Raw genomic sequence first — 12,495 nt, 5'->3', positions numbered from 1 at the left:
GATAGTTTCATGTTTCGCCGCTATCAGCGCCCCCAGGACATGCCGGCTCCGCCGAAGATCGAAATCGATAAGACGGAAGCCGCATTCAAACAGAAACAACGTCAGGACAAGTCCAAGCATCAGTCGACCCAGCAGGAGATCGCCGCCTCTGAAAAAGAGGCAAAGCGGCTTGAGAAGCTTCTGGACGTCCGGATGCAGCTGCACAAGCGGCTGCTGGAAAACCTGAACCTCTCGGTTCTGGATCAGGCGACAGAAGCAGAGCTGAAGCAGGAAATTTCTATCATCACCCGCGAGGGGCTGCGCGAATCCGGTGTCGTCCTGAATGCCGCTGAGGTAGAGCAGCTTAACGCTGACCTAATCGATGAGATCAACGGCCTGGGCCCTCTGGAACCGCTGCTGAAAGATCCAACGATCAACGATATTCTGGTCAATGGGCCATTGCAGGTGTTCGTCGAACGCGCGGGTAAGCTGGAACTGACCAATGTCCGGTTCAAGGATGATCGACATCTGATGCGCATCATTGACAAGATCGTCTCGGCGGTCGGTCGTCGCGTCGATGAAAGCCACCCTTATGTTGATGCTCGCCTTGGCGACGGATCACGTTTCAACGCGATGGTTCCGCCCTGTGCGGTGGATGGAGCTCTGGTCTCCATCCGTAAATTCTCTAAAGACAAGCTTTCGGTTGACGAACTGGTCGAGTTTGGCGCCTTTACCGAGGAAATGGCGGCCTATCTTCAGGCTGCAGTTTCCACCCGGCTGAACATCATTGTTTCGGGTGGTACCGGTTCTGGTAAAACCACCACGCTGAACGCATTGTCGTCCTTCATTGATGATGCCGAACGCATCGTGACGATTGAGGATACAGCAGAACTTCAGCTGCAACAGGTGCATGTGGGCCGGATGGAAAGCCGCCCTGCCAACGTTGAAGGCAAAGGCGAGGTTTCGCAGCGCGATCTACTTAGGAACGCCCTGCGTATGCGTCCTGACCGCATCATCGTGGGTGAGACACGTGGCCACGAAGTGATCGACATGCTTCAGGCCATGAACACCGGCCACGACGGATCAATGACCACGATCCACGCCAACTCAGCCCGAGACGCAGTTTCGCGTCTGGAAAATATGGTCGCGATGGCCGGGATCGAAATGCCGATCAAGGCGGTGCGCCAGCAGATCGCCTCGGCGGTTAACCTGATCGTACAGGTCAGCCGTTTGCAGGACGGTTCGCGTCGTATGGTATCGATCACCGAGGTGACCGGGATGGAAGGGGAAATAATCTCCATGCAGGAGGTATTCAAATTCCAGCGTACCGGTCTGGGCGATGGCGGCAAGATTATCGGCCATTTCACCCCGACAGGTATCCGGTCCAAGTACTCCGAACGCTTCACGCAGTGGGGCTACGAGCTGCCGTCCAGCATTTATACAGTCACAAACACACTGTAATGCGCGCAGCCACCAGGGAGATGAATACATGAGTGCAGAACCCGTCATCTACGCGCTGATCTTCGTTGGCGTATTCTTTATGGTCGAAGGCATCTACCTTCTTGCTTTCGGCAAATCAGTACGCTTGGAAAGTAAGGTCAACCGTCGCCTTGAGCTTCTGGAAAAGGGCGAAACGGCCGAAAGCGTGCTCAACCAGCTGCGCAAAGAGCGTGAACAACATAACAGCAATGCGGGCATCCCTCTTCTTGCTCCGCTAAGCGCCAAGGCCGCGCAGGCGAATATCGCCTTTACCCCTGTTGCGCTGCTTGTGGTGATGGTTGTTGTGGCCGTTACCTCATTTCTTGGCCTGACGTTCTTTACCAATTCGGGCATCGCCATCCGGCTGGCCCTGTCGGTAGTGATGGGATATGGCGCGGTCTATGTCTGGCTGAACGGCAAGGCAAAGAAGCGGATGGAGCTGTTTGAAGAGCAGCTTCCCGATGCGGTAGAATTGATCGTTCGGTCGCTGCGCGTCGGTCACCCCTTTTCGTCCGCCATCAACATCGTTGCGCAGGAAATGCCCGATCCCTTGGGCACAGAGTTCGGGATGATCGCCGACGAAAGCACCTATGGTGCCGACGTCACTGAATCCCTGAACGAAATGGCCGAACGGATCGATACCCAGGATGTGAAGTTCCTGTCGGTGGCTGTCGCAATCCAAAGCACATCGGGTGGTAACCTAGCAGAGATTCTTGACGGCCTGGCGAAAGTGATCCGCGCCCGTTTCAAGCTTTTCCGCCGGGTGAAAGCGATCACCGCAGAAGCACGCTGGTCCGGTTGGTTTCTTTCCATGTTCCCGATTGCTGCCTTGATCATGATCCAGTTGATCGAGCCTGATTATTACGATGACGTGAAGAACTCTTCCGCCTTCGTGCCAGCCGCAATCGTTGTCGCAATCTTTCTCGTCGTGAACATCATCTTCATGAAGATGATGGTCGACATCAAGGTTTGAGGGAGCAGCCAGATGGATATGCTTAACTACGGCTGGGAATTTATAAACGCAGCCTTTGGGCCGCTCGGGCCGCTCTATATTCTGGGCTTTCTTGGCCTGACCATGATCCTGATTACCGCACCTTTGCTGTTCAAGCAAAAGGCCGACCCGCTGGACAGGCTTAAAGGTTCCTCTGTGATGACGCCCGGTTCCGGCAAGGCAAAGCCGGTACGGCTGCGCTATGATGGTGGCGGCAACCGGCAGTTGGAACGCTTCAAGCCACTGCTTGAGCCGAAGGACCAGAAAGAGCTTGGCGCGACACGTCTGAAACTTATTCAGGCCGGCTATCGCACCCGGAATGCCGTATCGACTTATCATCTGGCACGCTTTGTTCTGGGCGTCCTGTTCCTTGCGATCGGAACGCTTTACGTCCTGTTTCAAAGTGGATCGCCAAGCCTGACCAGCGTTCTTTTGACCGTGCTTATCCCCGGTGTGGTTGGCTACTATCTGCCGGATTACTGGGTAGAACGACGCAAACAGGTTCGCCAGGAAGATATCACCAATGGTTTCCCAGACGCACTTGACCTGATGCTGGTCTGTGTTGAGGCTGGTCAGTCGCTGGACCAGTCGATCCTGAGGGTCGCGACAGAGATCAAATCCGGGTACCCTAACCTCGCCGAAGAATTTGAGATCGTCTCAAATGAAATGCGGGCCGGTAAGGACCGCGTGACAGTTCTGCGCGATATGGGCGAGCGCTGCGGTGTTTCCGATATCTCGGCCTTTGTTACCGTTCTGGTCCAATCGGCAACGTTCGGTACCTCTATCGCGGACGCATTGCGCGTCTATGCGTCCGAGATGCGGGACAAACGTGTGATGCGTGCAGAAGAAAAAGCCAACAAGCTGCCGACCAAAATGACGCTGGGAACCATGATGTTCTGTGTTCCACCACTGCTGATCATTCTGGTTGGTCCGTCCTTCTACGATATCTCGCAGACACTACTGAAGTGACCCTATGCCAAATTTGAGGTCTACTCTGTTGATCGCCATTGCAGCCGCCCTTTTGGGCGGCTGTTCGAATCCCGATGTCCTTATCAACGACCGCGTCGGCGTCGCCCCTTCCCGCGGCGCACAAGCAGTTGAGGGCGTTGACGGGCTTACAGTCGGGCATCGCCTAATGGAGGCGGGAGAGCTTGAACTCGCACTAAAGGCCTACTACCTAGCGGCCGCAGAGCTTGGCGCCAACGTTGATGTCCTTTCGGCACTCGGCTCTGTCAACCTGCGCCTTGGACGACTAGACCAAGCCGAAGAACTTTTGCGCAGGGCAGTTAAAAAAGATCCTAAGTTCGTTCCCGCCCTGAATAACCTAGGCGTTGTCCTGGATGCCAAGAACGAATACGGCGAAGCGCGCGAACTTTTCCGCGTGGCCTACGCACTTGACAGTGGAAATACAGACGAAATTCGCGACAATTTGCGTCGTTTGGACAAAAAAATTCAAAATATTGGGTCTGAACCGACCGAAGACTACGATTTTCGCTTGGTAAGACGGGGCAATGGGCAGTATCTTCTACTTGGAGAACAATAAACCGAGCAGAGGTACAGGCAAATGCAAACCCGGGGTAAAATCCTGGCGAGACTGGGGATTCTGGCCACAGTCACGCTGGCAGGTTGCGCAGATCACGAAGCGGATCGCGAAGCCATTGAAAGTCTTGACGGTATCAACGTCATTGATGCTGCAAACCTGAATGAAATCATGCTGGATTTCGCTGATCCAAACCAGGCAGCGAACTATTTCCGCAACGCTTTGAACAACGATCCCGACCGGTTGGAGTTCAAACAGGGCTATGCCCGATCACTAATGCGCGCGAAACGCACCACTGAAGCTGTCCTGGTGTTCGAGCAAATCGACGCATCTGGGGAACTGACAGATCAGGATCGGCTATATTATGCCGAGGCACTTATCCATAACGGCAAATGGAAAGAAGCTTCGCAACAGCTCAACGCCATCCCGCCGAATGTCGAAACATATGACCGCTATCGTTTGGAAGCTATGGTCGCAGACTCCCAGAAGAACTGGAAGAAAGCGGATCATTTCTACGATACTGCGCGCGGCCTGACCACGCGGCCAGCGGCAATCTTTAACAACTGGGGCATCTCAAAAACGGCACGTGGCGACCATAACGGCGCGGAGGAGATGTTCCGAAAGGCCGTGGCCTTTGATCCCAAACTGTTCAGTGCCAAGAACAACCTGGCCCTGTCCCGTGCTCGGCGCGGCATCTACGAGCTGCCGGTAGTTCCACTGACCGAAACCGAAAAAGCGCAACTTCTGCACAATATCGCACTACAGGCGATCCGTGCTGGCAAGCTGCAAACCGGTAAAGGTCTGCTGGAAGAGGCGATTGAGACGCACCCGCAGCATTTCCCCGAAGCTGTCAACAAACTTGCCGCGCTTCAGGGCAACAACGTGATTCGTTGATCCTCCGTTGTCTGCTGAACTGATCCTCTTTCTGGCCGCCCTGCCCTTCGGGTTCTGGGCGGCCTTTCAAGATCTTAGCCGGATGAAATTGCCAAATCGGATGAACATCGCAATCGCGGTGGTCTTCCTTGTTATCGGGCCGTTTTTATTTCCGTTTGAGGAGTATTTGTGGCGCATTGCGGTGGGTGTCGCGATCATTGCGGCAATGTTTTTCTTTGCGATCCTGTGCTTTGAGTTTTGGGCTGCTTTTCTGGACTTAAGCCGAATGACGCTGCTGCACAAAGTGGTCATCGCCATTATGGTAATACTCCTTATCGCCGGATACTTCCTGACACCTAAGGAGGACTACATACGTTACGCGGGAACCGGCGTAGGTACATTCGCAGCGCTGTTGTTTTTGAGCCTTACGATGGAGCAGATTGGAGGCGGCGACCTCAAGTTTCTTGCAGTCGTGCTGCCTTGGGTCGGTCTGACGGCAATGTCCTTCTTTATTATCATTCTGGCCGGGGCCATTCTTTGCGGATTTGTGCTGCACCGCTGGGCGCGTCAGCAACGCTGCATCCGCGCTCTTGCCCCGCGCTGGGTCTCTTGGCGGCGCAAGCGATATCCGATGGGGCTGTCTATCTCTGCCGCTTGGCTTGTGACCCTTGGGCTATCCGCCTTCAGCGGCTGATACTTAGCAAGATAACAGTGTCTGTCCGCGCGACCTCTTGCAGGCGCAACCCTTCCTTTTCAATCGCCTGCAGCTTTGCGTCTCTGGCTTTGATCGATAACGGGCAAAGCGGCACAGCTAGAAATGCCGCTGTCTCTGCTCCATCATCAAAACCGTAATACCAGGGAGCGCCATGTTCCAACCTTTCGAAAGATCCAAAAAGGTGAAGCGGATCAAGAATATCGGCTAACATCACCTGCTTGCCGTCAGCCAAGCCCGTTTGTTCGACATCCCTGGCAATCTTGTGTAGCCATCCGACCAATCCAGTCGACAGATCGCAACTTTCCAACTCCTCGCCATTCAGCAAAGCAGGAGGCTCCGGTGCGTCTTCTGCATCCTCGGCACTCGGCAACGTCACGCCGACAAGTACAATCGTTGCCAGCGGCTTTTCAAAAGTATCGCGACGCACCTGCAGATCAGACCAATCGGACCTGGGAAATAGAGGAACGAACTGGTCATCAAGAACATAGCCCAGATGACGCGGCACAGACGTGGTGATATTGATGACGCTTGGCGCATAGATCACGAACAAGACCAGCGCCAAAATCCGTCCAAATGCACCTGCGTTAATATCCATAAAGGGCTTTGCCTGCTGCGGCGCAGGAATCCCCAGCAGCAGAAGGGCAAGGATGAACAGCCAGGTCGGGTCATGCCCCCAGTTCTGGTAGACGATATAAACCAGCCCGGGAAACAAAAGCAGCAGCAAAAGCCCCTCGCGCAGGCGCTGGGTCTTGCGCCAGTAAACCACGGCCAGAAGTGCTGTGATCGACATCGTGATGTAGGCAGGCTTGCCCATCAGCGAGGTGTAATCCTCTCCCGGCTGTGTTCTGATCGGGCTTACCATCGTTGCCAGAAGGTCAAAAATATAGGCGCGCCAGAACGCGATACCTCCAAAAGCCAGCGTAGCGGCAGCGCTTACCAGCAAAGCAACAAGCAACGCACCACCCAGCAAACGCCAGTTTCGATCGTAAAGTATGGCAACCAACCCAAAGGGCAGAAGCCCCAAAAGATACGTTACCTTAAGCAAGGCCAAACCCGCAGCACTTAGACCAAGCACCACCGCGTCTGAACGGGTGGTCGGCTGGTCGGGACGGACCATCAATATCAGAATAATCAACGCCGCCAGCACCCAAGCCCAGCGATTGTAGTAGAGCGCCAGAGAGGTTGACGGATTATCACCGCCATACACCAGTGATGTGGTCAACAGTACTGCCCCAACCACGAAGGCCAGCCGAACGCCGCCTTCCAGTCGACGGCGAGTGGCCAGCAAAAGAAGCGGCAAGAAAATCATGCAAACCAAAGCTTGCGCCAAAAGCACCGCCATGCCCGGCCCAGTTCCCAGCTTCATGAAAAGTGCAATAGGCGCGACCGCCAAAACCCCTAACGGGGTCATGTAGTCGATATGCTGCAATTGACCGTCGGCCATACGGCTGGCCGCATCAATGGTATGAATCAGGTCACCCTCATGCCCGGTCACTCGTAAAGCCCCGGGCAATAGCGAAACAGCGATAATGACACAGGTAAATATAGCCATACCTGTTACAAACTTGATTTCACTACGCATTATGTCGAATTCCCTACCGCATCAAAAAAACCATAGACGGCTTTTCGTCTTCGTCGCAACGCAGAAAAGCCTTTTTTGCCAACTATACATCCGATATCCTGCAACAGTTCTGCGTCCAAAGGGTTATTGCAATGAACGATATGGCTAACGCGCCCGAAGGCTCCTTCGCGCCAAAATCACCTATGTCTCTTGAGGATCTGGGCCTGGAAATCGTGTTGATGCGCGATATCCTGCTGAAAACGATGTTCCGGCGCAATCTCAACACGCTGTCCGATATTGCCAAGGCGCTTTCCGTAAATCCGCCGATTGCGCAGGATCTGATCGACATGGCGCGAGAGCAGAACCTGATTGAGACGCTTGGGGCTATCGGCTCGCTGTCTTCGTCTGAGTTGCGGTACCAGCTGACCGATGGCGGTCGCGCGCGTGCTTTGGATGCTTTGACGCAATCTGAATACTACGGCGCTTTGCCCGTTCCTCTGGACGACTATTGGAAACAAACTGCGCGCCAGCAGATTTCGGATGCTGTGATCACACAGGAACGTCTGGAAAACTCCATGTCGCATCTGGTTCTGCCCGCAGGCATGCTGGACCAACTGGGACCCGCGGTGAACTCGGGCCGGTCGGTGCTGCTTTATGGACCGCCAGGAAACGGTAAATCGTCGATTTCCAACGGGATTCGTGACGCACTGGGCGACAATATCTATGTCCCGAAATTTCTCGAATATGCCGGGCAGGTGATCTCGGTCTTCGACCCGATCGTGCATACCATCGCCAAAACCAAGGCGGAGGATGCAAACTCCCTCCGCCGGGGTGAGACAGGCTATGATCAGCGCTACGTGCTGTGCCGTCGCCCGTCGGTGATGACCGGTGGTGAATTGACCCTTGATATGCTGGATCTGAACTACAACGAAATCAGCCGGACCTATCAGGCACCGTTGCAGTTGAAGGCCACCGGCGGCGTCTTCATCATCGATGACCTTGGGCGTCAGTCCGAACCGCCACAGGCCCTGATCAACCGCTGGATTGTTCCGATGGAAGCCAGCTTTGATATTCTGTCGCTGCAATCGGGCCAGAAATTCATGGTGCCGTTTGACACGCTGGTGATCTTCTCCACCAACTTTACACCATCGGAAATGTTCGATGGCGCGGCCCTGCGTCGTATTTACTATAAGATCAAGGTGGACAACCCGCACCGCGACGACTTCATCAAGGTCTTTGTGAAGACCGCCCGGCACTACAAGATCAAGCCGGACGAAGAGGTGCTGACCCACCTTCTGAAAAACAAGTATCCAGAGCGTGACAATCAGTTCGCCTCCTATCACGCACCCTTCCTGATCGACCAGATGCTGTCAATTGCCGATTACGAAGGGCTGCCGCGCAAGATGACTATTCCACTGGTCGAACGCGCGTGGGAAAATCTGTTCGTCGACGAAGAATAGGATGCAGATCGGCGTCGCCGGTTGCGGCGCAATGGGATTACCAATGGCGGAGGCGCTGGCCTCCGCTTCTTTTCATGTCCGCGGTTTGGATGTTCGGCCAAAGGCAGAGTTTACCAACGCCGCCCTGCCCGTCCGAACGGATGTCGACTGGTTCGCTGATGGCACCGAGACAATATTCTCAGTCGTGCGCGACATTCCCCAGACCGAGGGATTGCTCTTCGGCGATCAGGCGCTGCTTGATCGCGCCAAATCACTGAAAACGCTGATAATATCCTCAACTATCGCTCCGGACTTTCTGGCCGATCTGCGCCGCCGTATTCCCGACCACATCACCTTGCTAGATGCCCCGATGTCTGGCGCGCCTGTGGCCGCAAGGGAACGCAACCTATCCTTCATGTTGGGCGGGGAGGCGGAGCAGATCGCCCCACTGATGCCGCTGTTTCACGCCATGGGGCAAGAGATTCATCATATTGGCAGCCTTGGCGCTGGGATGACGGCAAAGGTTATGAACAACCTGATCGCGGCCTCCTCGCTGGTCGCGACGCGGCTAGCGCTGGCCGGGGCCGAGGCGCAGGGGATTGACCGCGACACCATGCTGAAGGTGCTGAATTCCAGTTCCGGGCTAAGCTGGGTGTCGCAAAATTTCGACCGTATCGACTGGGTGGGCGAGGGCTTTGACCCCGCCAACACCATGGGCATTCTGGCCAAGGATGTTGCCAGCGGTCAGGCGGTTTCCCCAAGCCCGGAATTCGGCGATACTCTGATCGCGATGCTGAAAAACCTGACACCCCTGACGTGAACCTGCCACCTCGCTTTGCTGATTGGTTCGCCGCCCGCGGCTGGGCACCGCATGCGCATCAGTTGGATATGCTGACGCGGGCGGACGATCCCGCCACCTTGTTGATCGCGCCCACGGGTGGGGGCAAGACGCTTGCGGGTTTCCTGCCGTCTTTGGTTGATCTGCAGAGCCCGCATGACGGGATGCATACGCTCTATATCTCTCCGCTGAAGGCGCTGGCTGCAGATATCCGCCGCAACCTGCGCACCCCGGTCGAAGAGATGGGTCTTGATATACGGATCGAGGACCGCACCGGCGACACCAAGCAATCCGCCCGCCAGCGCCAGCGCCATTCCCCGCCGCATATCCTGCTGACCACCCCGGAAAGCCTGGCCCTGCTTTTGTCCTATGAGGACGCACCGCGCATCTTTGCCGGGCTGAAACGGGTGGTGGTCGATGAAATCCACGCGTTGATGGAAAGCAAGCGCGGCGACCAGATGCTGCTGGGTCTGGCGCGCCTGCAAGCGATGAACCCGGGGCTGTCGCGGGTCGGGCTGTCTGCAACGGTGGACGATCCGCAGGGGCTGGCGGCTTTGTTCGCGCCAGATGGCTGCAGCATCATCCATGCCGATCCCGGGCCGGAACCGGATATCGCCATGCTCCGCACCGCCGAACTGCCCCCCTGGGCTGGCGCGACCGGGCTTTATTGCGCGTCTGAGGTGATGGACCAGATCAGACAGGCCAACACAACGCTGGTCTTCATCAACACCCGCGCCCAGGCCGAATTGTTCTTTCAGGCACTTTGGGCCGAAAATACTGAGGCTTTGCCAATCGCAATCCACCACGGCTCTCTCGCTCGCGAAGCGCGCGAAAAGGTAGAGGCCGCGATGGTGGCCGGTGAATTGCGCGCGATTGTCTGCACGGCCTCGCTCGACCTTGGGATCGACTGGGGCGATGTCGATCTGGTTATTCAGGTCGGCGGGCCCAAGAATGTAAAACGTCTGGTGCAGCGGATCGGGCGGGCCGGGCACCGCTATGACACACCATCGCGCGCCTTGCTGGCGCCCGCCAACCGGTTCGAGGTGGTGGAATGCCAGGCCGCCCTTGAAGCGATCCGCGCCGGTGATCTGGACCGGGCCGAAACCCGCCCTGCCCCGCTAGACGTCCTGTGTCAGCACATTCTGCTGACGGCCTGTGCCGGTCCTTTCAACGCTGAAACCCTACTGGCCGAGGTCCGTACCGCTGGCCCCTATGGCCATCTGTCCCGCGCACAGTTCGACGATTGTCTGGAATTCTGCGCTACCGGCGGCTACGCTTTTCGCGCCTATGATCGCTGGCAAAGACTGGTCGAGCGGAACGGCAGCTGGCAGCTGCGCGATCCGCGCACCACCCGCAATCTGCGCATGAATATCGGCACCATCGTTCAGTCCGAGACGATGGCGGTGCGGATGCGCAACCACAAGCATCTGGGCGAGATGGAGGAGTATTTTGCCTCAACCCTCTCCCCCGGCGATACCTTCCTGATCGGCGGTCAGACTGTGCGCTATGAAAGCATGCGAGAGATGGCGATTGTGGTCTCTCCGCAACCGACAAAACAACCAAAGATCGCTGTTTTTTCCGGCCTGCGTATGGCCATGTCACTGGAACTGTCGCACCGCGTCATCGGCATTCTGTCAGACCCGGCGGCGTGGGCGGCGCTGCCGCGCCATACACAGGACTGGCTGGAGCAGCAACGTGCCCTGTCCGAACTGCCGCAGCCCGGCATGCTGCTGTCCGAGGCATTCTGGCGCCATGACCGGGCCTATCTTAGCCTCTATTCCTTTGCCGGGCGCAATGCCAATCAGACGCTGGGCCTGCTGCTAACCCGCCGAATGGAAGAGGCGGGTCTTGCCCCCACCGGGTTTGTGTCCAACGACTACGGCGTGTTGGTCTGGGGCCTGAAACTGGTCAAAGATATCGCCCCGCTGATCAGCCCCGAGGGCTTGCGTGAAGGGCTGGAGACCTGGCTGGGCGAAAATGCGGTGATGAAGCGCAGCTTTCGGACTGCGGCAATCATCGCGGGGCTGATCGAACGCAACATGCCGGGACAACGTAAAACCGGAAAACAGGCCACGTTTTCCTCTGACATCCTTTACGACACCTTGCGCAAATACGACCCCGATCATCTGCTGATGCGGATCACAAGGGAGGAGGCACAGCGGGGCCTGGTGGATTTCGACCGGATCGAAGAGATGCTGGACCGCGCGCAGAACGCCTCCAATCACATTCTGCCCCCGCATGTAACACCACTGGCCGCCCCCCTGATGCTTGAGGTTGGCAAAGTGCCAATCATGGGCACAGGCACCGATCTGGCCCTGCAGGAAGAAAGCGACCGATTAATGCAGGAAGCCGGGTTGAAATAGGCTTGCAGAAACGGGTTTGTTCCTGTTTTGTATTCCCCATGCCCGGCGTAGAATTCACTCTTAATGATACCTGTTTAACCGCCCGCCCCAGCGGTGCGCTGTGGTGGGCAGAGGCTGGATTATTGTGCGTTTCTGATCTGCATCTGGGCAAATCAGAGCGCATGGCCCGGCGCGGCGGCGCATTGCTGCCCCCCTTTGAAACGCGCGAGACGTTGCTGCGCCTTGAAGCTGAAATATCAGAGCTTTCGCCGGGAACAGTCGTCTGCCTGGGTGATTCCTTTGACGATGATGTCTGCGCCGAAAATCTTGATGAGGAGGATCGGGCGCAGATCAAAGGGCTGATGGCCGGTCGGCGGTGGTTCTGGATCGAAGGGAACCATGACCGCAGCAATCCGGGGCTGGGGGGAACGGCCGTGCCTGAACTATCACGAGGCCCCCTGACTTTTCGTCATATTGCCGAACCGCGCGCGGTCGCGGGCGAGGTTTCGGGGCATTATCACCCCAAAACCCATGTCCAGACCCGCGCTGGCGGCCTGAGCCGGCCATGTTTCCTGCATGATGCAGCGCGCCTGATCCTTCCCGCCTTTGGCACCTATACTGGTGGGCTTAGCACCTCCGAAGAGGCGCTGCGCGGGTTGTTCGGGCCGCAAGCCTTCGCCATCCTAACCGGCAGCACACCTTGCGTTATCCCACTGCCAGACCGGAAAACCGCCTGAG

Annotated in this window: 11 protein-coding genes; 10 read left to right on the top strand and 1 reads right to left on the bottom strand. The window is 56.7% G+C overall.

What is annotated here, in order from left to right:
- The first annotated feature begins 9 nt into the window (after nucleotides 1–9).
- Genes ACW9UQ_RS04065 through ACW9UQ_RS04040 form a run of 6 tightly spaced genes read left to right on the top strand, consistent with a single transcriptional unit; the run spans nucleotide 10 to nucleotide 5,556 of the window.
- Nucleotides 10–1,440, top strand: a complete 1,431-nt coding sequence (locus tag ACW9UQ_RS04065) for a CpaF family protein (RefSeq protein ID WP_458929721.1) — start codon at nucleotides 10–12, stop codon at nucleotides 1,438–1,440.
- Between the two features lie 28 nt (nucleotides 1,441–1,468).
- Nucleotides 1,469–2,431, top strand: coding sequence for a type II secretion system F family protein (locus ACW9UQ_RS04060; RefSeq protein ID WP_458929720.1), 963 nt, complete (start codon nucleotides 1,469–1,471; stop codon nucleotides 2,429–2,431).
- A 12-nt stretch (nucleotides 2,432–2,443) separates the two neighbouring features.
- Nucleotides 2,444–3,418, top strand: a complete 975-nt coding sequence (locus ACW9UQ_RS04055; RefSeq protein ID WP_458929719.1) for a type II secretion system F family protein — start codon at nucleotides 2,444–2,446, stop codon at nucleotides 3,416–3,418.
- A gap of 4 nt (nucleotides 3,419–3,422) precedes the next feature.
- Nucleotides 3,423–3,992 (top strand): tetratricopeptide repeat protein, encoded by a 570-nt coding sequence (locus ACW9UQ_RS04050; RefSeq protein WP_458929718.1) that lies wholly within the window; start codon nucleotides 3,423–3,425, stop codon nucleotides 3,990–3,992.
- Between the two features lie 21 nt (nucleotides 3,993–4,013).
- Nucleotides 4,014–4,883 (top strand): tetratricopeptide repeat protein, encoded by an 870-nt coding sequence (locus ACW9UQ_RS04045; RefSeq protein ID WP_458929717.1) that lies wholly within the window; start codon nucleotides 4,014–4,016, stop codon nucleotides 4,881–4,883.
- Between the two features lie 7 nt (nucleotides 4,884–4,890).
- Entirely contained in the window at nucleotides 4,891–5,556 is a 666-nt protein-coding gene (locus ACW9UQ_RS04040) for a prepilin peptidase (protein WP_458929716.1), read from the top strand.
- Here the strand turns inward: ACW9UQ_RS04040 and ACW9UQ_RS04035 are convergent.
- The gene (locus ACW9UQ_RS04035; RefSeq protein WP_458929715.1) at nucleotides 5,546–7,159 is read right to left on the bottom strand and encodes a hypothetical protein; all 1,614 of its coding nucleotides are present in this window, start codon (nucleotides 7,157–7,159) and stop codon (nucleotides 5,546–5,548) included. The two genes, ACW9UQ_RS04040 and ACW9UQ_RS04035, sit on opposite strands and share 11 nt — an antisense overlap.
- A gap of 131 nt (nucleotides 7,160–7,290) precedes the next feature.
- On the opposite strand from ACW9UQ_RS04035, the gene ACW9UQ_RS04030 reads away from it, so the two are divergent.
- From ACW9UQ_RS04030 to pdeM, 4 genes are read left to right on the top strand one after another with little or no spacing between them, the layout of a single operon-like run.
- Entirely contained in the window at nucleotides 7,291–8,598 is a 1,308-nt protein-coding gene (locus tag ACW9UQ_RS04030) for an ATPase (protein WP_458929714.1), read from the top strand.
- Between the two features lies 1 nt (nucleotide 8,599).
- Nucleotides 8,600–9,397 (top strand): NAD(P)-dependent oxidoreductase, encoded by a 798-nt coding sequence (locus ACW9UQ_RS04025; RefSeq protein WP_458929713.1) that lies wholly within the window; start codon nucleotides 8,600–8,602, stop codon nucleotides 9,395–9,397.
- On the top strand, nucleotides 9,394–11,778 hold the full coding sequence (locus ACW9UQ_RS04020) for a ligase-associated DNA damage response DEXH box helicase (RefSeq protein ID WP_458929712.1): 2,385 nt from the start codon (nucleotides 9,394–9,396) through the stop codon (nucleotides 11,776–11,778). The genes ACW9UQ_RS04025 and ACW9UQ_RS04020 overlap by 4 nt, the downstream gene beginning before the upstream one ends.
- Before the next feature lie 38 nt (nucleotides 11,779–11,816).
- Nucleotides 11,817–12,494: a ligase-associated DNA damage response endonuclease PdeM gene (gene pdeM, locus ACW9UQ_RS04015; protein WP_458929711.1), complete on the top strand. Its 678-nt coding sequence runs from the start codon at nucleotides 11,817–11,819 to the stop codon at nucleotides 12,492–12,494.
- Nucleotide 12,495: the final 1 nt, after the last annotated feature.

The organism is Halovulum sp. GXIMD14793, assembly GCF_054457435.1.
This window is presented reverse-complemented; position numbering and strand designations above follow the sequence as displayed.